Source organism: Chryseobacterium cucumeris (assembly GCF_016775705.1).
GTDB lineage: Bacteria > Bacteroidota > Bacteroidia > Flavobacteriales > Weeksellaceae > Chryseobacterium > Chryseobacterium cupriresistens.
This window is the reverse complement of record NZ_CP068760.1, coordinates 382256-405792: the sequence shown is the minus strand read 5'-3', so window position 1 is coordinate 405792 and position 23537 is coordinate 382256. Positions and strand designations below refer to the sequence as shown.

Here is a 23537-nt window from a genome sequence, read left to right as displayed (position 1 = left end):
TTAATTTGTCTCAGCGACACGCTGTTACATCATTCCTGGCATTCCACCACCCATTGGCATAGCTGGTTCAGCGCTCTTCACTTCAGTGATAACACATTCAGTTGTTAAAAGCATTCCAGATACAGAAGCTGCGTTTTCAAGGGCAACTCTTGTTACTTTAGTTGGGTCAATGATACCTGCTTCAAGCATGTGAACATACTCGTCAGTTTTCGCGTTGTATCCGAAGTCTCCTGATCCTTCTGCTACTTTAGCAACGATTACAGAACCTTCACCACCTGCGTTGGCAACGATTTGTCTTAATGGCTCTTCGATGGCTCTTTTCACGATCTTGATCCCTGTAGTTTCATCAGCGTTAGATCCTGAAAGATTGTCAAGCGCAGAGATGGCTCTTACCAAAGCAACACCACCACCTGCAACGATACCTTCTTCTACAGCAGCTCTTGTAGCGTGTAGAGCATCATCTACTCTGTCTTTTTTCTCTTTCATTTCTACTTCAGAAGCAGCACCTACATAAAGTACAGCCACACCACCAGCTAACTTAGCTAATCTTTCCTGAAGTTTTTCTCTGTCGTAGTCAGAAGTTGTAGTTTCCATCTGAGCTTTGATCTGAGCTACTCTTCCTTTGATTTTCGCTTCGTCACCACCACCGTTTACAACTGTAGTGTTGTCTTTGTCGATCGTTACTTTCTCAGCAGTTCCAAGCATATCTAAAGAGATGTTTTCCATAGTGAAACCTTGCTCTTCAGAGATCACCTGTCCACCTGTAAGGATAGCGATATCTTCTAACATTGCTTTTCTTCTGTCTCCGAATCCTGGAGCTTTTACAGCAGCAATTTTAAGAGAACCTCTTAGTTTGTTTACTACCAAAGTAGCTAAAGCTTCACCTTCAACTTCTTCAGAGATGATCAATAAAGACTTACCACCTTGTGCAATTGGCTCAAGAACTGGTAACAATTCTTTCATTGAAGAAATTTTCTTCTCTACTAAAAGGATATATGGGTTTTCAAGTTCAGCTAACATTTTCTCAGGGTTCGTCACGAAGTAAGGTGACTGGTATCCTCTGTCGAACTGCATACCTTCTACAACGTCTACGGTTGTATCAGTACCTTTAGCTTCCTCTACAGTGATTACTCCTTCTTTACCTACTTTTCCGAACGCTTCAGCGATTAAAGAACCGATGGTATCATCGTTGTTGGCAGAGATAGAAGCAACCTGCTTGATTTTTTCTGAAGAATCTCCAACCTCCTGAGATTGAGATTTAAGGTTTTCCACAACAGCAGTTACCGCTTTGTCGATCCCTCTTTTAAGATCCATTGGGTTAGCACCGGCAGCTACGTTCTTAAGACCTTCTCTTACGATAGCCTGTGCCAATACAGTAGCGGTAGTAGTACCGTCTCCTGCGATATCGTTGGTTTTGGAAGCTACTTCTTTTACCATCTGAGCTCCCATGTTTTCTACCTTATCTTCAAGTTCGATTTCTTTTGCTACAGAAACACCGTCCTTAGTTACGTGTGGAGCACCGAAAGATTTTTCGATTACTACGTTTCTCCCTTTAGGACCTAAAGTTACTTTTACTGCATTTGCTAATGCATCAACCCCTCTTTTTAGAGCGTCTCTTGATTCAATATCGAATTTTATTTCTTTTGCCATTTTTGATTAGATATTAGATGTTAGATGTCAGATATTAGACAACTAACAAAAGTTTTTTTAATTTGATTTTTAATCTGAAATCTGATGTCTGTGATCTGAAATCTTAGCCAATAATTCCCAATAAATCAGCTTCTCTTACGATCAAATAATCTTTACCTTCCAACTTCAATTCAGAACCTGAATATTTACCATAAAGTACTTTGTCACCTACCTGAACCGTTGTAGGCTCGTCTTTTTTACCAGGACCTACTGCTACTACAGTACCTTCTTGCGGCTTTTCCTTTGCAGTGTCCGGGATAATGATTCCTGAAGCTGTTTTAGTTTCTGCTGCGATTGGCTCTACCAGAACTCTGTCTGCCAATGGTTTAAAGTTTACTGACATAATATATTTAATTTTTTTAATTATTTCTGTGTTGTAATTCTCTAAATGTATGCCATGAGACGCTGATGGCTGAAATGGCAGATTTTTATTTCCGAATGTGAAAATTTGGCAGAAAAATTATTTTTTGCGGGCCGGAAATCCCAAAAGATAACTGGTGGCTACAGGCACTACAAACAACAGAACGGTAATGGCGGAAACTAAAATTTCCATGGTATGGCTGCCTAAGAAATGAGCGAATGCATTAGCAGGGTAGAAGTGCTCGTATAAGGACAGGCTTAATTTAATTCCTAAAATAGCAATGACAATAAAAGCTGCCGTTTCCAGAAAAGGAAATACCTGCATCAAACGGACAAACCACTGCGCAATAAATCTCATCGCTAAAATTCCAATAAAAACCCCCAACGTAATCAGAAGTAAATTGTCTGAAAAAGCGACTGCCGCAAAAACATTATCTATGGAGAAAGCAAGATCCATTACTTCCACAATAGCAACCGTTGCCCAGAACTGGCCCAGCAGCCCGATCGAATTTTTATACAGCCAGCTGGATTCTTTGTTGGGGTTTTCCTCAGGATTTTCTTCATCATTTGTGTTTTTTATTTTTTTGATAAACCAGTCAGCAGAAATATAAATCAGATATAATCCTCCCAGTGGTTTCAGCCACCATACGGAAATCAGGACGGAAGCAAAAATAAGAGCAAGCCCGCGAAATACATAAGCTCCAAGAATCCCATATTTCAGGGCTTTTTTTCTTTGATGTTCGGGCAGGTCCATGACGATGGTTGCCAATACGGCCGCATTGTCTACGGAGAGAAGGCTTTCGATAAGGATCAGATTGCCGATAATGGCTATCGATTTTGCAGGGTTTTCTAATATGTCATTGAAAAGGTGTGTAAAATCAGGAAACATCATTTTTTAAGGAAATAGAATTTTGATTAAGTTTTGAAATAATGGCAGCGGAAACCGAAATGCCGATGAAATTGGTCACAGATCTGGCTTCGTTCATAAAGCGGTCTACACTGTACAACAGCGCAAGATCTGTGGTAGGAATTTTTCCAAACCTGCTTAGGGTAAACATCAGCGCAAGGAAGCCTGATCCCGGTACTCCCGAAGCTGTTTTGGAAGCAATGGAAATGGTGATAAAAAGCCAGAAATAATCCATTGGCGTAAGGGAAATATTGTAAAGCTGAACGAGGAAAATACATGAAATAGAAAGATAAATACAAGCTCCTGCCAGATTAAAATTGTACCCGAGAGGAATAATAAGACGAAGAATCTTCCGGTCATAACCCTGAGATTCCATTTTATCAAAAATCATAGGGAATGCCATCTTGGAAGAAGAAGTGGCTACTACCAGAATAATTTCTTCTTTGATACTGATTAAAAATTCCCAGAGGTTGATTTTAAAGTAAGCCGTTACAATCCCTAATATTCCGAAAATAAAAAATACACTGGTAAGATACACGGTGGCCACAATTTTACTTAAAGGCAGCAAAGTATTGATTCCATATACCGAAATGCCATAAGCGATGTTACAGAAAATGACTATTGGCAGAAACAGATACACATATTTGATGAGCCTGAAAAACAAATTTCTTCCTGCGTCTAAAGCTTTAAAGATGTTATTTCTCTTCTTCGAAATACCAATCACAACTCCCGCAGATATGGATATGAAAAGAAAAAGTACATAGTTGCTGATATGCAGTGGGTTGCTGGCCGTTGTTAAAAATCTTTCCGGAAGTGCCTTGTGCGAAGAAATAATAATTCCCGTGTTGGCTCCCGGCTTTAAAAGAAGACCGGACCCGATTCCCAATACAATGCTTATGGAAGTGATGATTAAAAAATACAGAACCATCTGGATTACAATTTTAAAAGCATTTTTAGTGCTGAAAATATAGCTTACGCCATAGGTCACCGCAATGAAAATAACAGGAATGATCAACACTTCAAGAAGCATAAAAAAGTAACTGCTTACCTTTTCCAGCTGTTTACCGACTTCCGGAAAATAATAACCCGTTAATGCGCCACAGATAATAGCCGTGAAAACATACAGGGTAAGGTTTCTTAAATAGGAGTCTGTAAATGTTTTTTGCTTAACAGTTTTCATCATTCACTTTTTTATAGATAATAAGATTACGAAATTCAAAGATATAACCTTATATAATACCAAGAATCAATGCACTCAGCAACATGATGACTGATGATCCTAAGGCCCACTTTAATGTATATTTCAAATGATCTGAAAACTCCACACCCGCCAGCGATACCAACAGATAAGTAGACGGAACCAATGGACTGAGAAGGTGAGAACCCTGCCCGATAAGACTTGCTCTTCCCAATATTTCCGGTGAAATTCCCAATTGATGACCGGTAGCAACGATAATAGGCAATATTCCAAAGTAGTAGGCATCATTGGATAGGAAAAAAGTAAACGGTATACTGAATAAGGCTGTCACAATATTCATATAACCGCCCCAGCTCTTAGGAACTATTTCTATCATACTGTTTCCCATTGCCTGCATAATACCCGATCCGTTCAGGATTCCTGTAAAAATTCCGGCTCCAAAGATCATTCCGGCCACTGAGAGGGCATTTCCTGCATGTTTGGAAATGATTTTCTGCTGGTCCTTTAATTTGGGATAATTGATGATGGAAGCGATACAGAAAGCAATCATAAAGGCAATCCCTAAAGGAACAATATCAAGAATCATGACTACCAAAAGGGTAATGGTAAGAGCAAGATTGATCAGAATCAGTTTCGGGCGGCGAAGTGCAGGATCTGCTTCGCCAATAATATCATTGCTGTTGTAGCGTGTAAACTTACCATGTTTTGCGATTCGTATTTTTTCCTTTCTTCCCAAAATATAGGCAACAAATATAACCCACAGGATACCTATTGCCATAATAGGAATCATAGGCACAAATATTTCAGTGTGGCCAAGCTTCAGGGAACTCATTACCCTTGCTGTTGGTCCTCCCCAGGGAAGAATATTCATAATCTGACCGGCAAGCATAATAATACAGGTAAGAATCAGCGGATTCATCCCTTGTTTTTTATACAACGGAAGCATAGCAGCCACGACAATTAAATAGGTGGATGAACCATCACCATCCAATGAAACCAATGCCGTAAGAACAGCAGTTCCTATTGTTGTTTTGATGGGATTGTCTCCAACTGCTTTTAAAATTATATTCACTAACGGTTCAAAAAGTCCCGTGTCTATCATTAAACTGAAATAAAGGATCGCAAAGATCAGCATAACACCGGTCAGAGCTATTTCTTTGACACCGTTTTTCATCATGTCTCCCAACTGAGGACCAAAGCCTGCAAAAAGGGCTATAGTTACCGGCACAATGACCAAAGCCGTAAGCGGGGTCATCTTTTTGTTCATGATCAGGATCATGAAGATGAAAATCATTAAAAAACCAAGAAATGTAAGCATAGTTATCTATAAATATTAATGAGGTTATTGTTGTTTCTTTTTTCTCCAGTCAAAACTGTTTCTGAAGCCTATAAATCCGTAATTGCTTGTTTTTCCGGTTTCCATCTGATTGATAAAGGCCAGTTCCAGAGCAGAATTTTTTCCCACTTTTATTCCAAGGCCTGCGGTAATACGATTGCTGTCGAAAGGTTCTGCTTTATCCATATTCATTCTTATTTCATTTTTAAGAATACCGTAGAGTTTTTCTTTTTCTCCTTTTTTGTTGAAAGGAATGCGGACAGAGATCAGATACCGGAGTCTTACCTCAAATTCATCGGGGTTGCTGAGAAAACGCTCTTCCACTCTGAGACGGTTGGAAACTGATGTTCTTCCGATATAATAATCAGCAGTCACCTGTTGGAATGGTCTCTTTTCATACCGTATTTTTTTAGAATCGTCAGTATTGTAAGATTCGAGGATCAGAAACATAGCTCCTGCAGCAGGTCTTATATTTTCAGCCACTTCATAATCTACATAAGCATTTACCAGAAAAAGTCTTGTGTCATAAGCCAGATCGAAGGAACGGTACTGGGTAAGTGCAGTTAAAGTACTTTTATCGGTAAGTTTTGCCGACATCAGGTACTGAAACCACATATTGTAATTATCTTTACTCTGACTATAAAGTCCGTTGAATAAACATAATGATAAAATAAGGGTTAATTTTATATTGATTTTCATATAATATTGGGTTAATATTGTACTTTTTCAAATATATTTATTAGAAAGAGCGGCTCTGGAATTTTTCAATCAATGACAGTTTTTCTCAACGAACTGCATTTTGAGGCAAAAAGATATTTATATTTGAGGCGTTTCAAAATAAGGTATGGACTATGTTTTTAATCATTAATTTTATTATTATATTATTGATTATCAGAATTTTATTTAGTGGTAAGATTCTGGAAAGTCTTATGAAATACCGTTGGAAATTTTTGTTGAGGTTTCAGCATGTTTTTTTCCTTTTTATCTTCATTTTGATGACTTATTTCACCGAAAACTACTTCCTGGATTCAAATCAGTTGGTGATAAGTATTATTTTGAACACCATTTTCAATGTGGGAATTTACTATCTGGTGTACTATTATCTGGTTCCCCGGTTCTATTTATCCAATAAATACCCGGAATTTATTCTCTATGCTTTAATTCTTTTTTTAGGGTCAAGTCTTTTCAGGATTTTGTGGGAACCTGCAGTTTTCCAGATGGATTTCAGTAGAGAAGGCTACCACGTTGGTTTTTTGTATAACGTGTATATCTCACAGGGCATCATCATTCTGGTAGGCTCTTTTCTGGGAATTACCAAAGACAAATTTTTAATAGAACAGGATGTGATCAGCCTTGGAGAAGAAAAAGATCAGCTTTATCTTGATTTGCTGAAGTCTAAACTGAACCCTCATTTTTTGCTGAATACCCTTAATAATATCTATGCCAACAGTTTTACCCATTCAGAGAAAACATCTGATTCTATTTTGCAGTTGAGCAAGCTTTTGAAATATATTATTTATGACAGCGGGAAAGAAAAAGTAACCGTTTCTCAGGAATTTTCTTCCCTGAAGGCACTTGCTGCTTTGTATCAGCTTAAATATAATAATCAGCTGGATATTGTTATGGATATTGAAGATCAGGAAGAATTTGAAATTGCTGAAATTCCGTCCGCTATACTTCTTACATTATTTGAAAATGCTTTAAAACATTCAGCAATAGGAGAAGATGCTCACGCTTTTATAAAATTATTCTGTCATATTGAGCGCTCCGAACTGTATTTTGAAATTATAAATTCTGTCGGGAAAGATAGAACTCTTGTCACTGAATCTGATTATCACGGGTTGGGAAATGAAGCCATAATTCATATATTGGAAAAATTTTATCCTGATCAGTATGAGTTCTATTCCGGCCCGAAAGAAAATGATCAGTATAAAATTGCTTTAACAATTATTATCAATGGCTAACCTGACTATCGTAAATGTAGATGATGAATATCCTGCATTGCAGCTTGTAAAACAATATTGTGATCAGCTTGAAGAGGTTGAACTGCTGGCTTCATTTCAGAAACCGGAAGAAGCACTGGCATTTCTGAAAACCAATAAAGTAGATCTTGTTGTTTTCGATATTAATATGCCTGGGATTAATGGAGTAGAGCTTTTGCAGCAGCTTCCTGATCCGCCGCTATGTATTTTTCTTACGCTGGAAACAAAATATGCAGTGAAAGCCTTTGAGCTGGATGTTGTTCATTACCTTATCAAACCTGTGGATTTTGAAACATTTAAAAAAGCAGTCAATAAAGCAAGGGATTTTGTTCAGTTTAAAAGCTCAGCCAGCAGTCAGCAGCAGGAAGACTTTATTATGTTCAAATCCAATTATGTGATGAATAAAGTTTTTCTAAAAGATATTCTCTGGATACAGGGATTCGGAGAATATATTGTCCTTATGACGCCGTTGAAAAAGTATATGATTCTGGAGAGAATGTCTAATTTTGAAGAGAAGTTTCAACATTTCGGTTTTATCAGAATTCACAAGTCTTATATTGTGTTATCAGAACATATCAATTCGTATAATTCCAGCCATGTTTTTTTGAAAAACGGCGATGAGCTTCCGTTAGGGAGAACTTATAAAAAGAATGTAAAAGAACATTTAAGTTAAAAAATAAAGCCGGAATATTTCCAGCTTTATCTTAAATTGTTATCTAAGGATTGGAACTATGGGCAATATTGTCCCGGTCCGATCCACAGGATACATTGTCCTTTGTAATTGTACTCACAGCAAATACGTCCTGCTGCTCCGCCATTGACTGATTTCTGAGCATCTCTGCTTAATAATTTAGCGTTTTTCATAGTTAATAATATTTTGTTTTGTATATCCCTGAACATTTAAAGTCAATCAGGATTTTGACATTTGGTGTAAAAGAAGTGAATCAAAGATACTATTTTTCCTTATAATGTGATATATTTTTGTTTATAATTTTTATAATAAAATTTTGATTATCAGTTATTAATGGTTTTTATCCGAAATCCGGAGCTTGAGAATATAAAACAGAAAAGCCGGAAAACTCCGGCTTTATTTTAATTGTTATCAGGTTACAGATTAAGGACAATTTTGTCCCGGTCCGATCCATAAAGTACATTTTCCGTTGTCGTCGCGTTCGCAGCATACGAGTCTGGCAGCAAGCCCGCCATTGATGGTTTTCTGAGCATCTCTGCTTAGTAATTTGGCATTTTTCATAAGTAATATTTTGTTTTTTTAATCCTGAGCATTTATTGTCAATCAGGTTTTTGACATTTGGTGTTATGGTGATTCAAATATAAAACTTTTTAAGTCAGGTTGTTATATTTTTTTATAGACGGAAAACAGGTGTTGGTATTTGCAGGAGTTCAATTGATTACTGAACTTTTGGATAGGCAGATTTAAGCAAAAAAAAACACTACTTCATATTAAAAAAAGAATTATTCTTTTTAATACGAAGTAGTGCTGTATTTGTTAAAGTTTACAACTTCCTGGTTTTAACTTTTTCCTGCAGCCTGCATTGGATTAACCTTTCCGGTTGAGCCTCCTCTTACATTTCCGCCTTCCTGTTTTTGTTTGAAAAGCTGGAATTTAGAAGTTTCAGTACCCGCTCCGGTACTGCTCCAGAAATTATTGGTGATATCAATATCAGCAGTTTCTCTCATGGGATCAAGCTGAATAGATTTCACTTTCTTATCAAAATAATAAGTCTTGGAAACTTTTTGTTCATTCAGCCTCCAGATCTGTGCAGCAGATTTATCATACACTTTTGAACCGTCTTCAAACGTGAACTCAAGAATGATAGGCATTACCAATCCGCCCTTGTTGACAAAATCGATCTGATATCCTGTAATATTTTTGAATTTCTCTTTATCCTTAGCATCTAAAGGAAGACCAGCTTCGGTTTTGATGCTATATTGCTTATTATTATCTACCTTTTCCTGGCCTCTGTCATATTTGTAATAGAAATCCTGAACATCCTTATCGCCGTCTACATAGAATTTAATATTCTTATCTTCTCTGTTTCTGATTTTTGAAAGATCTTCAAAATTGTTGACCAATGGTTTTTCTACCTGATATTTCACTTCAGCAGCAGCTTTAGGATTCGTCTCAAGATCAGGAACGGCTACCGTTACTTTATCAATAGCGATGTCTACAGGATCTGTACCGTAAAACCATCCTCTCCAGAACCAGTCCAGGTCTTCACCACTGGCATCTTCCATGGTACGGAATAAATCAGCAGGTTCAGGATGTTTGAAAGCCCATCTTTTGGCATACGTTTTAAAAGCTTTGTCGAAAAGCTCTCTTCCCATGATCGTTTCACGAAGAATATTCAGTCCTGTAGCAGGTTTTGAATAGGCGTTCGGCCCATACTGAACAATATTTTCAGAGTTACTCATGATAGGTTCCAGCTGATCTTTCGGGAGTTTCATATAATCTACGATCGTCCATGCCGGTCCTCTTTTGGATGGGAATTTATTATCCCACTTTTCTTCTGTAAGGTATTCTGTAAAAGTATTCAGACCTTCGTCCATCCATGCCCATTGTCTTTCATCAGAATTGATGATCATAGGGAAGAAGTTGTGCCCAACTTCGTGGATGATAACTCCGATCATTCCGTTTTTGGTCCCTTCAGAATAGGTTCCGTCCTTTTCGGTTCTTCCGAAGTTGAAACAGATCATCGGATATTCCATTCCGTTGGCCGCTTCTACAGATTGGGCTACAGGGTATGGATAAGGAATGGTAAATTCCGAATAGGTTTTAATGGTATGAGCAACCGCTTTTGTGGAAAACTTTCTGTAAAGACCATAAGATTCCTTTGGATAAAAGCTCATTGCCATTACTTTATTATTGTTTTCAGGAATGGTTACACGCATTCCGTCCCATACAAATTTTCGGGAAGAAGTCCAGGCAAAGTCACGAACATCCTTCGCTTCAAAAACCCATGTTTTTCTTTGTTTTGAATGATTTTTTTCCGCTTTCTTGGCTTCATCCAAAGTTACAATTTCAATAGGTTCAGAAGCATTTTCAGCTTTTCTGTATCTTGACAGCTGATCAGACGTTAATACCTGGTCATAATTTTTACACTCTCCGGTTCCGCCAACAATATGATCGGAAGGAACATTCATTGAAACTTTAAAGTCTCCGAAAACCAGCGCAAATTCACCTCTTCCGGTAAACTGGTGGTTCTGCCAGCCCTGGAAATCACTATACACACACATTCTCGGATACCATTGTGCCATGGTATACAGATCGTTGCCGTCTTCAGGGAAATTTTCATAACCGCCGCGGCCGCCCATTTTGATTCTATTGGGAATATTGTAGTTCCAGTCTACTTTGAAAACGAATTTCTCACCCTTTTTCAAAACCTTGGGAAGATCAATACGCATCATAGTCTTGTTGACTGTATATTTCAAAGGACTACCTGAAACATCAGTCACTTTCTCAAGACTTACACCATACCCGTTATCCTTAACAGGAAGTTCTGTTACTTTAAGCTGCTGGTCTGTTGTTGAAGGGTGAAGAACAGATGACGTATCATATCCTGCATTTCTAATGCTGGAATGTTCATTTTCATCAAGCTGAAGCCAGATATAATCCAGATCATCAGGCGAATTGTTGTAATAAGTTACCGTTTCTGAACCTTTCAGGTTTCTTTTATCCTCATCCAGATAAGCGGTGATGTTGTAGTCGGCCCTGTTCTGCCAGTATCCGTGACCGGGAGCTCCTGATGCCGTTCTATAAATGTTGGGTGTTGGCAGAATAGTTCCCAGCTGCTCAAACTTGTTGCCATGATTGCTGCCAGGGTTATTCTGAATATTTTGTGCGGTGAAACCTGTATATGCAAATACAGAAAGTGAAAGTATAACAACTTTTAGTTTCATAACCGAAATGATTTTTTAATGATCAAAGATAGTAATTACCTGTTGAATTAATATGAATATTTAAATTTTAAAAAGGAATTCTTTCCAAAGTCATTTTTAGGGATAAAGCAAATACACCTGAAGAGACAAATAAAACCCAGTCTTTTTTATTCACTTTAAAAAGATTGAGCAGAATGAAAAGGACGATCAAAATAGCAAAAACAATTACAATCTGGCCAAGCTCCAGCCCGATATTGAAGCCAAGCAGAGGTAAGGCTATACTCTGGCTTTTGGCAATCATTACTCTTGCGGTGTTGGCAAATCCCATCCCATGAACAAGGCCGAAGATCAATGCAAGATAATAATTGGCCCGCATCAGAGTTTGTTTCTGGTTTTTCATGATAATATTATCCAGAGAGGTCAGAACAATGGTTAAAGGAATTAAAAATTCCACCCAGTCGGAAGGAACTCTGAAAATATCCAAAATACTTAGTGCTAATGTAATGGAATGTCCAATGGTGAATGCCGTAACAAGAATCAGAATTTTTTTCCAGTCACTGTAAGAATAAACAGCAATTAAAGCCAGAACAAAAATCTGATGATCAAGGGCATCCAGTGAAATAATGTGTTCCCATCCAAGGTTTAAATAAAAAAGAAAATCCTGCATTTTGGTTAAAAAATTTTATATTTTGAATATATTGTTAAAATATGATTGATTTTATTATTTGGTTTAATTTTTAAGCTTGATTGTTATTAATATCTTGGCTTATTGATATATTGAATAAAAATTGTATAATTGTATTGCTTAAAAATGAATTATGGATATTAAAAAATTATTTTCTACAAATGTAAACATTTCACCCGGAGGAGCGAAGCTTCTCAGAAATGCTGCAGCAGCGTTTTTAGGATTATATTCCTATGCATTTTACGGACAGGTACAAAAACTTGACTCCCGGTTTGATATTTTATTGAAAAATAAGGAAAATATTGCCAATGGAAGATCTGTTAAAGATTTGGAACGTCCTGATATGAAACTTGATAAGCATCTGGTAGTGACTTCAAAGGGAGCACAAACCATGTATTCATGTATTATTTATACCAAAGAACCGGAAAAACTGAAAGCAGACGGTTTTATTATTCAGAGCCAGCTGCCGGCTTTCTCCACAGCTTTGGTTACCATTGAAGATATTGAAAGACTGATGCAGCTTCCTTATGTAACCTCTGTAATGGCGCCGGAATTTGATGAACTTCATAATGATGTGAGCAGAGCTCAGTCCGGAGCAAGTCTTTTGCAGGATGGAGTTTTCAATAACACCGCTTATAACGGTACAGGTGTTCTGGTAGGAATTTATGACAGTGGAATAGACTGGAAGCATCCTGATTTCAGAAAAGCCAATGATCAGACCAAAAGCAGAATTGTTTCCATTTGGGATCAGACATTAACTGCACAGGCGGGAGAAACTGCTCCGGTAGGGTTTTCTACTGGTGTAGAATATACCCGAGCACAGATTGAAGATGAACTGGACGGAACACCCACAGGTTTTGTTCGTGAAAATGATATTAATGGTCACGGAACCCACGTTTCAGGTACAGCAGCCGGGAATGGTGCAGCCTTTGCCGATAAAAGACATAAGGGATTCTCATCTGATGCAGATATTGTTTTTGTAAAAGGTGGCAACGGGTCTTTTCCCACAACCAATACCATTAATGCTTTAACGTATTTCAAGAACGTGGCAACGGCTCTTAATAAGCCCATTGTCGTTAATATGAGTATCGGTGGTCAGAGCAGTGCCCACGACGGAACCTCCAGCCATGAAGTAGCAGTGAATAGTTTTACCACTTCAGGAGCGGGAAGAGTTGTTGTGATTTCTGCAGGAAATGATTACGGAGCTAATCTTCACAGAAAAGTAGATATTGCAGCCGGTGCGGCACAAACATATAACTTTACCGTAGCAAGCAACACTTCCGCAGCTTCAGTATTCTCATTCATTATGTATGCCAATGACAATACTCCCGTTACTGCAAAATTAACCACTCCGGACGGACAGCAGTATACGCAGAATATCAGTACAAACACTGCTCATACTATATTAGGAGGAGGTCTTACCGCAACCATGTACAACTATTGGAGTAACGACAACAATAAAAGATATGTACAGTTGGTAGTGACCAGAACCTCCGGAACCACCAATGTTCAGGGGAATTATTCATTGGAAATTACCAACAACGGAACCCAGCAGATCACAGCCCACGGCTGGCTGTATAGTCAGGGAGTGCAAACCACCTTACAAAACGGGGATAATGAATATATTGTAGGATCACCGGGGAATGCTTCCAACGCCATAACGGTAGCTTCTTATATGGGAAGAGCTAGCTGGTATAGTGGAGCAAGCGGCTACTTTACACTTACTCCGCAAGAATCCATCTCTTCATTCAGTGCACAGGGGCCAAGAGTAGATGGTGTCCAGAAACCGGATATTGCAGGCTCAGGACAGAACGTGATTTCTTCCCGATCAGCCGATTCCGCTCCTGGCTCAACAGATATCATTGCCGGAACCAATTATTATGTAAAAAACCAGGGAACAAGTATGTCTTCACCAGGGGTAGCAGGAGCTGTCGGCTTACTGCTTCAGGCTAATCCTTCATTAACGGCAGCCCAGGTGAAAGCACGTCTTACTTCCAATGCAAGAATGGATGGGGCAACAGGAACTGTTCCCAATATGAGATGGGGATATGGGAAATTAGATATCTACAAAGCTGTTACGGATGAATTAGGTTGTGTAAAGTCTAATTTTGAAACTGTAGGATACGATGAACCTTATATTATTGCCAATACAGAATCTAATTATTACTTTGATAATATTGCCCTGGCAGTAAGATATACGCCGACATTGACAGGAAAACTGGGCGGTTTTTCATTCTTAACAGGTACTTCTCTTCCTTCGGATATTCCGGTTGATATCCAAATCAGAAAAGTGGATGCCAATGGAAACCCAGGAGATATTATAGCAACTAAAACCATTACTTCATGGCTTAATAACGTTCAAAGATTTACCTGGAATTATGTGAACCTTTCAGATCTGAATATTCAAATGGTAACCGGAAAAGAATTTTATATTGTCGTAAACGGATTAGGAGGAAGGATTGCCATGAAAGCTGAAAATGCAGTAGTGAATAACAGATCTAAGACTTCTACAGACGGTACTACCTGGACTTCAAGAACATTTGATCTTAAAATGAGAGCCGTAGTGTACGAAAATGTTGCTGAAGTAAAGAATTTAGCAACTTCCAACCAGACGAAAGCCAGTACGGTGACAAATGGTTACAATTATTTTACAAATTCCTGCCAGCTTATCTCAAGAATAGAAAAAGAAACAGCCAGTACCGTAACAGGAAATGTAACAGCCAAAGTGTGGATTGATAATGCACAGCCCAACTATGTGGCAAGAAGATATGAAATCAATTCGGATGCAAACACAACCACAGCAACCGGTAAAGTAACCTTATATTTCAAACAGAGTGATTTCGATGCCTATAATCTGAGCAATGCAGTGAAATTACCTACTTCACCTACTGATGTTGCAAATAAAGCAAATCTTCTTATTGAAAAATATACAGGAACAAGTACTACAGGTACCGTAGCTTCTTTTGGAGGAACTGCCACAATTATTACCCCGAATATTGCAGATATTATCTGGAATGATACTTACCAATATTGGGAAGTGAGCTTCCAGACGGCAGGCTTTGGCGGATATTTTGTAAAAACAGGAACAACATTGGGAACAGCAGATGTTAAATTAAATTCAGAAGTGAACATCACCCCGAATCCTGCAAAAGATTTTGTAAATGTATCGTTAGGCAGATATTCTAAAGGAGCAGTAACTATTTATGATGCTTCAGGAAAATTGGTTAAAACGGTCAATGTAGATAAAAATTCCGGTAAAATTGATGTTTCAGAACTGGTAAGAGGAACGTATCTGTTTACCATTGCATTGGATGATAACACAAAAATTACGAAAAAAGTAATGAAGCAATAAATTCATCAATCCATTATAATCAAAAGCAGCGGTTGTATAACTGCTGCTTTTTTTATATTTGCTGTAAAATAAAATTCATGCCGGGTAAGTTTTTTTGGGGATTTCTTTTTTTGATGACAATTGTTTTTCAGAGCTTTGTGAGCAGTGATGCGGTTCATCCATACCATGTAGGATCTGTTGAAATTAATTATAATTCAAAATCCAGAACCTTTGAAGTAACCGGAAGATTCTTTCTTGATGACATGGAAAATGGGCTGGGGAAAAAATATGGAAGTGCTTTCCATTTTAATGACGAAAAATATAAGGCGAAACTGAATGATGCCCTGCAAAAATATTGTTCAGAATATTTCAGGTTAAAGGCTGATAACAAATTTTTAAAAGTAAATTATATTGGTTATGAAGAAGATCAGGAATCTGTAGATATCTTTCTTGAGTCAGAACCGGTGCCCGTTCCGAAAAAAGTAGAAGCTGCTGTCAGTTTTTTATATAACCTTTTTGATGATCAGATCAATATTGTTCATATCATTGTAAACGGGCAAAGAAACAGTGAAAAACTTACCTATCCCAACCGTTATCTCTATAAACAGTTTTAAGAATATCAGTTTTCCAGCTGAAGCAATGTATTGATTCCTTTGGCGTGAGCCAGCAGATCAGGAAAAAAATCATCATAACACTGTTGAAGAAGATCTTTATTTTTTAAAAAAGCTTCAAAAACAGGAATATCTTTATCCAGATATTTGGCTTTATTCAGTACATTCTGAATACTGAATTTAATTCCCCAGTCTTCACGGTAATTATAAAGCCAGTCATCCTGTTCCATTTTAACCAGCATCTTTTTAAAATTTTCAGGGAGCCACTGTTCATGGGCATTCAAAACACTGTAAACATGAAGTGAATGTGCTTTCCATTCTGCCAGGGAATTCAGGGAAAGATCTCTGGCTACAAAATGGTCCATTGAAACATCAACAAATGCACCGGCGTACAGTCTTACCAAAGGAGCAAATACTTTTTTGGCTTCGTGAATAGCAGGATGAGAATCTGTAAATGTATCAATCGCTCTGTGCAGGGTAATTCCGTCCTGAATTTCCTTCGGGAAAGAAAAACGATCTCTGTTGCGGATGAAATCTTCGAGAAATTGCCCCACGATCTGCCCGTCGGTAAAAGAAAGAAAAGAATGAGCCAGATAATTCATAATTTAAAGGTATGAATTAAATGTGGATAGTGAAAGGTGAAAAGTGAATTCGCTTCGCTTGTGAATTTTTTATCGTGATATTAATTGACCATTGACTTGCGAAGCAAAATTGACCATTCACTCTAGAACAGTCTCTCGTGAAAATCCTCAATTTTACTCACTTCTTCAATCTTGATTCCAAATTTTCTTTTCGGGATTTTATTAAGGTTGGAAACAAATATTTTTTCATAACCCAGTTTTTCTGCTTCAGTAATTCTCTGCTCAATCTGGGCTACCGGACGGATTTCACCACTCAGACCAATTTCTCCGGCAAAGCAGTAATGTTCGGAAATAGCAATATCTTCGTTGGATGAAAGAACAGAAGCGATCACCGCCAGATCCAGTGCCGGATCGTCTGTCTTTATTCCTCCGGTAATATTAAGGAAAACGTCTTTTGCCCCCAATTGAAAACCAGCTCTTTTTTCCAGTACGGCTAAAAGCATATTCAACCTTTTGGAATCAAAACCGGTGCTGCTTCTTTGAGGAGTACCATAAACGGCGGTACTTACCAGTGCCTGTATTTCAAGAAGCATAGGTCTGTTTCCTTCCAGAGTTACTGCAACGGAGTTCCCTGAAAGTTCCTCAAACTTCTTGGTAATCAATATTTCCGAAGGGTTTTTAATCTCTTTCAATCCCTGTGAGATCATTTCATAAATTCCGATTTCTGAAGTGGACCCGAAACGGTTTTTATTGGCTCTTAGTAATCTGAACAGGTGATTCCTGTCTCCATCAAAATTCAGAACAACATCCACCATGTGCTCAAGAACCTTTGGCCCGGCAATCTGTCCGTCTTTGGTGATGTGGCCTACAAGAAATACCGGAGTATTGTTTTCTTTGGCATATTTGATGATCTCATTGGAGCATTCCCGGATTTGGGATACGGTTCCCGGAGAACTCTCTATCAGCTGAGACTGCAGCGTCTGTATAGAATCGATGATCATGAAATCCGGCTCCAGCTTTTTAGCCTCATGAAGGATTTTTTCCAGTGAAGTTTCCGTAAAAAGAAAACAGTTCGGATTCTGAATATCCGTAAGCCTGTCTGCTCTCATTTTGATCTGAGAAGCACTTTCTTCCCCGGAAACATAGAAGATTTTTTTCTTCATTTTTAAAGCAAGCTGAAGCAGAAGGGTAGATTTCCCGATTCCCGGTTCACCACCAATCAAAGTTACAGAACCTAAAACGATGCCGCCTCCTAAAACACGGTTCAGCTCTTCGGAAGGTGTTTTTATTCTCGGCTCTTCGCTCGTTTCCACTTCAACAATATTGATAACATGTTGTTTGGTTTTCGAAAAGGGAGGCGTTTTGTGAGAAGGTTTTTCTACAACCTCTTCCACTAATGTATTCCACTCTCCACAGTTTTTACATTGCCCCAGCCATTGAGGATACTGGGTTCCGCAGTTTTGACAGAAATATGCTGTTTTCAGTTTTGCCATACTGCGAAGTTATAAAAAAGCATTTTTTTTTCAGAATGTAAATGGGTTTAATATAAAAAAACTAATACGTCTGTGATAGGAATATCTTTCATATCTTAGCTTTATTCAATTAAAATATATTAATGTAAAATATCATTACAATGAAAAAAGTATTTTTATCTTTCGTATTTACGCTTGTAAGTATTGTTGCTTTTGCACAGGGAAGCTGGCAGGTAGACCAGATGCATTCATCAATCAATTTTAATATCAAGCACATGGGAATCAGTTTTGTGCAGGGAAGGTTTGATAAATTTGACGGAAAAGCAGCCACTGGTGGTGCTAATCTGGATAATGCCGATTTGAGTTTTTCTATCAGTGTCCCTTCCATTAATACAGGAGTGGACATGAGAGACAGACATCTTATCAGCGAAGAGTTTTTCGATGTTGCCAAATATCCTACGATTGAATTTAAGAGTTCTTCCGTTACAAAAGATAAGAACAATAATTACATCGTAAAAGGGAAACTGACGATGAAGGGCGTGGAAAAAGAAATTACTGCTCCGGTTACGTTTGGAGGAATTACAAAAAATAAGGACGGAAAAGAGATTATGGGAATTCAGACCAAATTTACCGTGAATCGTCTGGATTATGGAATCAAATATGACCCGTCAGGAGCCGGAATCGCGAAAGATGTTGAAGTAACAGCTTACTTTGAACTGACTAAGCAATAATATTCAGAATATAAAATATAAAAAGGTTTTCCGCTCAAATGGAAAACCTTTTTTGCTGATAGGCGACAATCCTTTGGGTTGTAGCTTTGTTTCATTTGTTTAGATCAATATTAATAAAAATTTTTATCTGGTTTTATAGTTGTTTGAGGGGTGTTTTATCATTTTCAAAATGTAAAAGATTGCTTTGTATTTCTTTTTCCCCTAACTTTGCACAAACCTAATCTAATGAGTAAAAAGAATACAAAGTACATCTTTGTGACAGGAGGTGTAACTTCATCTTTGGGAAAGGGAATCGTTTCTGCTTCTCTGGGACTTCTACTAAAATCACGCGGCTTTAATGTAACGATCCAAAAATTAGATCCTTATATCAATATCGACCCAGGAACTTTGAATCCTTATGAGCACGGAGAGTGTTATGTGACTGAAGATGGTGCAGAGACGGATCTGGATTTAGGCCACTACGAGCGTTACCTTGATGCTCCTACATCCCAAAACAACAACGTTACTACAGGAAAAATCTACCAGACTGTAATTGAAAAAGAAAGAAAAGGAGACTTCCTTGGAAAAACAGTTCAGGTAATTCCTCATATTACTAACGAAATCAAACGTAGAATTAAAATCCTTTCAAAACAGAACTACGATATCATTATTACTGAGATCGGAGGAACTGTAGGGGATATCGAATCTTTACCATACATTGAAACTGTTCGCCAGTTGAAGTGGGAATTGGGAGAGAGTAATTCTATGGTGATTCACCTTACTTTACTGCCTTATCTGGCTTCAAGTGGAGAATTAAAAACAAAACCATCCCAGCATTCCGTTCGTCAGCTGATGGAAAGCGGAATTATGGCTGATGTTTTGGTGTGCAGAACAGAACATAAAATTCCTAAAGATCAGAGAGCAAAATTGGCTCAGTTCTGTAACGTTCCTTTAGATAATGTTATTGAATGTAAAGATCTTGAAACCATTTATGAAGTTCCGATGTACCTTCAGAAGCAGAACTTTGATGATGTAGTTTTGAAAGAACTGGATCTGAAAAGTGATAAAGATGCTGATCTTAAAGACTGGAAGAGTTTCCTTAAAAAATTCCAGAATCCTAAGAAAACCGTTGAAATTGCTTTGGTTGGAAAATATGTTTCCCTTCAGGATTCGTACATTTCAATTGCTGAGGCTTTCAAACATGCCGGAGCTGACCTTGAAACTGAAGTCAAAGTTAGATGGGTATACAGTGGTGATATTACTGAAGAAAATATCAAAGATACGCTGAAAGGTGTGAATGGTATCCTTGTAGCTCCAGGTTTCGGAGACAGAGGAATTGAAGGAAAAGTTCTTACCGCAAAATATGCAAGAGAAAATAAAATTCCAATGTTGGGAATCTGTTTAGGAATGCAGATTATGACGATTGAATTTGCAAGAAATGTTTTAGGACATACCAAAGCAAACTCCATGGAATTTGATACCGCTACTCCTGATCCTGTAATTTCTTTGATGGAAGAACAGAAAAATGTAGTAGATAAAGGAGGAACAATGCGTCTTGGAGCATGGAAGTGCTCATTGAAAAACGGTTCTAAATTATACGATATCTACGGAAACAAAAATATCTCTGAAAGACACCGTCACCGTTATGAATTCAACAGTGATTATCTTCAGGAATTTGAAAAGAATGGTTTCCTTGCTACAGGTACTAACCCTGAAACAGGTTTGGTAGAAGCGCTTGAACTTCCTGATCACCCGTTCTATGTAGGGGTTCAGTATCACCCGGAATATAAGAGTACGGTAGCAACACCGCATCCTTTATTCAGAGCTTTCATCAAAGCTTGCGAAAAGAAATAAGGTAAAATTTTATCATAAACGTCTACATATAAACTCAGGCTGAGAATAATCAGCCTGAGTTTATTATATAGTAACAACGTAAAGCATAGAGTTTTGATAAAAAAACAGTATTTTTGTCAGCTCAAATTATGTACACCCGTACGTACATTTTAAATTTAAAATTTTAATATAAAATAAAATGCAACAAAACAACGGAATCGATAAGAAGCAAATGATTAGTTTCGCGGTTTTATGCCTTGTTCTCTTCGGTTTTATGTTCTATTTCCAGAACAAACAAACGAAAGAAGCGGAGTTGAAAGCTCAGGAGCAGAAAACGGAACAGGCAAAAAATGCCGTAAAGCAAACTCAGGCAAGCAATATCAATCCAAATGTAACTCCTAATGCCATTCAGACAGCAAGTCTTGGGAATAATGAACTGAAACTTGAATTTTCAAGCTTAGGAGGACAGGTTTCCAAAGTAGAACTTTTAAAATATAAAGCCTACAACCACAAAACAGATAATGCAGATCAGCCTCTTTATCTTATCACAAAGAATAATTCAAACTACGGTTTTCAGTTTAAAGATAAAACAGGGAAAATCGTTAATACTAAAGATTTAGTTTTCTCACCAACTGTTAATGGAAATGCTGTAACCTTAACTGCAGATTACAATGGTGCCGTCATTCAATTCATTTACACACTATTACCAAAATATACCCTTGATTTTAAAGTAAGAACTCAGGGACTTTCTAAAATTACTTCTGATAACAAAGCAGATTTTATCTGGGATTATAACGTAAGAAACCTTGAAAAAGGTAGAGCTCAGGAACAGTCTCACTCAGAATTTTCTTATGCCTTCAATAATTATAAAGACTATGATTATGATGGAAGAACTACCATGGAGGAAGAAAAAGAGACTCTTAACTGGATTGGTGTAAAGCAGCAGTTTTTCTCTTCAGTGATTGAAGCTAAAAACGGATTTACACAAAGTAAAGGTAATCAGGAAAATGTTGAAGAAGGAGAGTATCTGAAGAAATTCAACTACGAAGGTTTTGTTCAGATGACCGGAAGTGAGCTGAATCAGGATTTCACATGGTATTTTATGCCATTGGATTTGCCATTGCTTAAATCTTATGATAAGAATTTTGATGAAATCCTTCCGTTAGGCTGGTCATTCATCGGGGCAATGAACCGTTATTTTTTCATGTGGTTATACAGTATTATTGCTGCGTGGGGATTATCAGCAGGTTGGGTGATTTTTGTAATGACGATCATCGTAAAGCTGATCCTGTCGCCAATTATGTATAAGCAGCACAAGTTAAGTGCTATGATGAAGGTGATCCGTCCTGAAATTGATGAGGTGAACGCGAAGTTCAAAGATGCAGATCCGATGAAGAAGCAGCAGGCAACGATGGAAGTGTACAGAAAAGCTGGAGTGAATCAGATGGCGGGATGTTTACCGGCATTAGTTCAGATTCCTATCTTCTATGCTTTGTTCCGTTTCTTCCCGAACTTTATTGATCTTAGAGGCCAAGGGTTCTGGTTTGCCAAAGATTTGACAGCGTATGATGATTTGATCAAGCTTCCGTTTAAAGTTCCTTTCCTTGGAGACCATTTAAGTATTTTCGCTTTAGCCTGTACAGTTGTTATTTTAATCTATACTGTTATGACTTCAGGAAATATGCAGCAGCCTCAGCAGGAAGGAATGCCAAATATGAAGGTATTAATGTATATCTTCCCGATTACATTCCTGTTCTTCCTTAATACTTCGGCTTCAGGTCTTTCATGGTATTATTTTGTATCGAATGCGATTAACATCCTGATCATCCTTGTAATTAAGTATTTGATCCTGGATGAAAAGAAAATCCATGCCCAGATTCAGTCTAATAAGGAAAAACCGAAAGCGGAAGGCAAGTTCCAGAAGAGAATGAGAGAAATGATGGAGAAGGCTCAGGAGCAGCAAAAAGCTCAGGAACAACAAAGAAATAAAAAGAAATAAATTCTTAATAATACGTTAAAAAAGAGAAGCAATTGTTCAATTGCTTCTCTTTTTTTTATCTGTAACTTATTTAGAATAATTTTAAATTTCCAATCAGTGGATGAGAATTTAATAATTGAAAATCAGTTACTTTAATCATATTTAAGTCTGAAAGACTGTCTGTGATATCGGGTCGGCCCATGTTTAATAAGCGCATCCTGATGTTTTTTAGTAGCATAGCCAAAATTGGTGTCCCAGCCATATTCAGGATGCTCTTCATGAAGCTGAATCATTAACTTATCCCTATAATTTTTGGCAAGAATAGATGCTGCAGCAATCGACAATACTTTAGAATCTCCCTTGATAATACATTGATGAGGGATGTAATTATAAGGATGAAATTTATTTCCATCTACCAGAATAAGTTCAGGAGTTATCGTTAGTTTGTCCAGTGCACGATGCATTGCATGGATGCTTGCATTGAGAATATTATGTTCGTCAATGAAGGACGGTGGAAGCTCTGCAATGGCGTAGTTTTTCACATTATCTTTAATATAACTATCCAGTTCCATACGGGTTTTGAACGTTAATTTCTTTGAATCATTAATCAGATTTTGTTTAAAATCATCATCCAAAATTACTGCTGCCGCTACCACCGGACCACTTAAACATCCTCTTCCTACTTCATCACATCCTGCCTCGATGTAAAGGTTTGACCAGTTTTTTATTAGCTCCATGAATTGTATCTATACTGCAAAAATATAAAATTTTACAGGAAAGTATTTTATGTGATTATTATTGTTTTTGTAGTATAACAAGTATAGTAATATTGTTTTTAAGTATTTGTATTGAGATTGTTAATTAGTTGTTTTTTTTATATTGATGAAATAATGCCGATTTTTTTAATAACTTACTAGTTTAGTTGTGTTTTTAATATTTATGATTTTAAAAATTATAAAACTTTAAC

At 37.5% G+C, this 23537-nt stretch carries 20 protein-coding genes; 7 read left to right on the top strand and 13 right to left on the bottom strand.

Annotated elements, in window-relative coordinates; genetic code table 11:
* Positions 1–24: 24 nt before the first annotated feature.
* The 6 genes from groL to JNG87_RS01790 all read right to left on the bottom strand — a co-directional run bounded on the left by groL (position 25) and on the right by JNG87_RS01790 (position 6189).
* Positions 25–1650, bottom strand: a complete 1626-nt coding sequence (gene groL / locus JNG87_RS01815; protein ID WP_062675889.1) for a chaperonin GroEL — start codon at positions 1648–1650, stop codon at positions 25–27.
* 103 nt (positions 1651–1753) lie between these two features.
* Positions 1754–2032, bottom strand: coding sequence for a co-chaperone GroES (gene groES, locus JNG87_RS01810; protein WP_002976538.1), 279 nt, complete (start codon positions 2030–2032; stop codon positions 1754–1756).
* Between the two features lie 117 nt (positions 2033–2149).
* On the bottom strand, positions 2150–2941 hold the full coding sequence (locus tag JNG87_RS01805) for a TerC family protein (protein ID WP_202841373.1): 792 nt from the start codon (positions 2939–2941) through the stop codon (positions 2150–2152).
* The gene (locus tag JNG87_RS01800; RefSeq protein ID WP_238349653.1) at positions 2928–4139 is read right to left on the bottom strand and encodes a cation:dicarboxylate symporter family transporter; all 1212 of its coding nucleotides are present in this window, start codon (positions 4137–4139) and stop codon (positions 2928–2930) included. Before JNG87_RS01800 ends, JNG87_RS01805 begins: the two co-directional genes overlap by 14 nt.
* A gap of 46 nt (positions 4140–4185) precedes the next feature.
* Complete coding sequence (locus JNG87_RS01795; protein ID WP_202841371.1) at positions 4186–5472, bottom strand: CitMHS family transporter; 1287 nt, start codon at positions 5470–5472, stop codon at positions 4186–4188.
* Positions 5473–5496: 24 nt separating this feature from the next.
* Entirely contained in the window at positions 5497–6189 is a 693-nt protein-coding gene (locus JNG87_RS01790) for a DUF2490 domain-containing protein (protein WP_202841370.1), read from the bottom strand.
* Between the two features lie 296 nt (positions 6190–6485).
* Here JNG87_RS01790 and JNG87_RS01785 point away from each other — a divergent pair, with 296 nt between their 5' ends.
* Positions 6486–7454, top strand: a complete 969-nt coding sequence (locus tag JNG87_RS01785; RefSeq protein WP_238349652.1) for a sensor histidine kinase — start codon at positions 6486–6488, stop codon at positions 7452–7454.
* Complete coding sequence (locus JNG87_RS01780; protein ID WP_202841369.1) at positions 7447–8145, top strand: LytR/AlgR family response regulator transcription factor; 699 nt, start codon at positions 7447–7449, stop codon at positions 8143–8145. Before JNG87_RS01785 ends, JNG87_RS01780 begins: the two co-directional genes overlap by 8 nt.
* A gap of 56 nt (positions 8146–8201) precedes the next feature.
* On the opposite strand, the gene JNG87_RS21725 is transcribed toward JNG87_RS01780, so the two are convergent.
* The 4 genes from JNG87_RS21725 to JNG87_RS01765 all read right to left on the bottom strand — a co-directional run bounded on the left by JNG87_RS21725 (position 8202) and on the right by JNG87_RS01765 (position 12036).
* Positions 8202–8336, bottom strand: a complete 135-nt coding sequence (locus tag JNG87_RS21725) for a hypothetical protein (RefSeq protein ID WP_262486832.1) — start codon at positions 8334–8336, stop codon at positions 8202–8204.
* A 250-nt stretch (positions 8337–8586) separates the two neighbouring features.
* A complete protein-coding gene (locus tag JNG87_RS01775) occupies positions 8587–8724 on the bottom strand; it encodes a hypothetical protein (RefSeq protein WP_167348788.1) in 138 nt (45 codons plus the stop codon).
* A 278-nt stretch (positions 8725–9002) separates the two neighbouring features.
* Positions 9003–11390: a M1 family metallopeptidase gene (locus JNG87_RS01770; protein ID WP_202841368.1), complete on the bottom strand. Its 2388-nt coding sequence runs from the start codon at positions 11388–11390 to the stop codon at positions 9003–9005.
* 67 nt (positions 11391–11457) lie between these two features.
* On the bottom strand, positions 11458–12036 hold the full coding sequence (locus JNG87_RS01765) for a HupE/UreJ family protein (RefSeq protein WP_202841367.1): 579 nt from the start codon (positions 12034–12036) through the stop codon (positions 11458–11460).
* Between the two features lie 151 nt (positions 12037–12187).
* Between JNG87_RS01765 and JNG87_RS01760 the strand changes: the two genes are divergently transcribed.
* Positions 12188–15406, top strand: coding sequence for a S8/S53 family peptidase (locus JNG87_RS01760; RefSeq protein ID WP_202841366.1), 3219 nt, complete (start codon positions 12188–12190; stop codon positions 15404–15406).
* A gap of 77 nt (positions 15407–15483) precedes the next feature.
* Positions 15484–15999, top strand: coding sequence for a DUF6702 family protein (locus JNG87_RS01755; RefSeq protein WP_202841365.1), 516 nt, complete (start codon positions 15484–15486; stop codon positions 15997–15999).
* 5 nt (positions 16000–16004) lie between these two features.
* Here the strand turns inward: JNG87_RS01755 and JNG87_RS01750 are convergent, their stop codons facing one another.
* Positions 16005–16598, bottom strand: a complete 594-nt coding sequence (locus JNG87_RS01750) for an ACP phosphodiesterase (RefSeq protein WP_202841363.1) — start codon at positions 16596–16598, stop codon at positions 16005–16007.
* Between the two features lie 122 nt (positions 16599–16720).
* Positions 16721–18070: a DNA repair protein RadA gene (radA, locus tag JNG87_RS01745; protein WP_110008141.1), complete on the bottom strand. Its 1350-nt coding sequence runs from the start codon at positions 18068–18070 to the stop codon at positions 16721–16723.
* 140 nt (positions 18071–18210) lie between these two features.
* Between radA and JNG87_RS01740 the strand changes: the two genes are divergently transcribed.
* From JNG87_RS01740 to yidC, 3 genes are all read left to right on the top strand, one after another.
* Complete coding sequence (locus tag JNG87_RS01740; protein ID WP_110008140.1) at positions 18211–18780, top strand: YceI family protein; 570 nt, start codon at positions 18211–18213, stop codon at positions 18778–18780.
* A 225-nt stretch (positions 18781–19005) separates the two neighbouring features.
* Positions 19006–20613: a CTP synthase gene (locus tag JNG87_RS01735; RefSeq protein WP_110008139.1), complete on the top strand. Its 1608-nt coding sequence runs from the start codon at positions 19006–19008 to the stop codon at positions 20611–20613.
* A 178-nt stretch (positions 20614–20791) separates the two neighbouring features.
* Positions 20792–22591 carry a membrane protein insertase YidC gene (gene yidC / locus JNG87_RS01730; protein ID WP_110008138.1) on the top strand — a complete coding sequence of 600 codons (1800 nt, stop codon included), beginning with the start codon at positions 20792–20794 and terminating at the stop codon, positions 22589–22591.
* A gap of 131 nt (positions 22592–22722) precedes the next feature.
* On the opposite strand, the gene JNG87_RS01725 is transcribed toward yidC, so the two are convergent.
* The gene (locus JNG87_RS01725; protein WP_202841362.1) at positions 22723–23307 is read right to left on the bottom strand and encodes a ribonuclease HII; all 585 of its coding nucleotides are present in this window, start codon (positions 23305–23307) and stop codon (positions 22723–22725) included.
* Positions 23308–23537 lie beyond the last annotated feature (230 nt).

Excerpts from the sequence above, each read along its gene's own strand:
- yidC (WP_110008138.1), top strand. The coding sequence starts at position 20,792 with ATGCAACAAAACAACGGAATCGATAAGAAGCAAATGATTAGTTTCGCG.
- groL (WP_062675889.1), bottom strand. The coding sequence starts at position 1,650 with ATGGCAAAAGAAATAAAATTCGATATTGAATCAAGAGACGCTCTAAAA.
- JNG87_RS01800 (WP_238349653.1), bottom strand. The coding sequence starts at position 4,139 with ATGATGAAAACTGTTAAGCAAAAAACATTTACAGACTCCTATTTAAGA.
- JNG87_RS01805 (WP_202841373.1), bottom strand. The coding sequence starts at position 2,941 with ATGATGTTTCCTGATTTTACACACCTTTTCAATGACATATTAGAAAAC.
- JNG87_RS01735 (WP_110008139.1), top strand. The coding sequence starts at position 19,006 with ATGAGTAAAAAGAATACAAAGTACATCTTTGTGACAGGAGGTGTAACT.
- JNG87_RS21725 (WP_262486832.1), bottom strand. The coding sequence starts at position 8,336 with ATGAAAAACGCTAAATTATTAAGCAGAGATGCTCAGAAATCAGTCAAT.
- JNG87_RS01770 (WP_202841368.1), bottom strand. The coding sequence starts at position 11,390 with ATGAAACTAAAAGTTGTTATACTTTCACTTTCTGTATTTGCATATACA.
- JNG87_RS01725 (WP_202841362.1), bottom strand. The coding sequence starts at position 23,307 with ATGGAGCTAATAAAAAACTGGTCAAACCTTTACATCGAGGCAGGATGT.
- JNG87_RS01750 (WP_202841363.1), bottom strand. The coding sequence starts at position 16,598 with ATGAATTATCTGGCTCATTCTTTTCTTTCTTTTACCGACGGGCAGATC.
- JNG87_RS01765 (WP_202841367.1), bottom strand. The coding sequence starts at position 12,036 with ATGCAGGATTTTCTTTTTTATTTAAACCTTGGATGGGAACACATTATT.
- groES (WP_002976538.1), bottom strand. The coding sequence starts at position 2,032 with ATGTCAGTAAACTTTAAACCATTGGCAGACAGAGTTCTGGTAGAGCCA.
- JNG87_RS01795 (WP_202841371.1), bottom strand. The coding sequence starts at position 5,472 with ATGCTTACATTTCTTGGTTTTTTAATGATTTTCATCTTCATGATCCTG.
- JNG87_RS01755 (WP_202841365.1), top strand. The coding sequence starts at position 15,484 with ATGCCGGGTAAGTTTTTTTGGGGATTTCTTTTTTTGATGACAATTGTT.
- radA (WP_110008141.1), bottom strand. The coding sequence starts at position 18,070 with ATGGCAAAACTGAAAACAGCATATTTCTGTCAAAACTGCGGAACCCAG.
- JNG87_RS01785 (WP_238349652.1), top strand. The coding sequence starts at position 6,486 with ATGACTTATTTCACCGAAAACTACTTCCTGGATTCAAATCAGTTGGTG.
- JNG87_RS01775 (WP_167348788.1), bottom strand. The coding sequence starts at position 8,724 with ATGAAAAATGCCAAATTACTAAGCAGAGATGCTCAGAAAACCATCAAT.
- JNG87_RS01780 (WP_202841369.1), top strand. The coding sequence starts at position 7,447 with ATGGCTAACCTGACTATCGTAAATGTAGATGATGAATATCCTGCATTG.
- JNG87_RS01760 (WP_202841366.1), top strand. The coding sequence starts at position 12,188 with ATGGATATTAAAAAATTATTTTCTACAAATGTAAACATTTCACCCGGA.
- JNG87_RS01740 (WP_110008140.1), top strand. The coding sequence starts at position 18,211 with ATGAAAAAAGTATTTTTATCTTTCGTATTTACGCTTGTAAGTATTGTT.
- JNG87_RS01790 (WP_202841370.1), bottom strand. The coding sequence starts at position 6,189 with ATGAAAATCAATATAAAATTAACCCTTATTTTATCATTATGTTTATTC.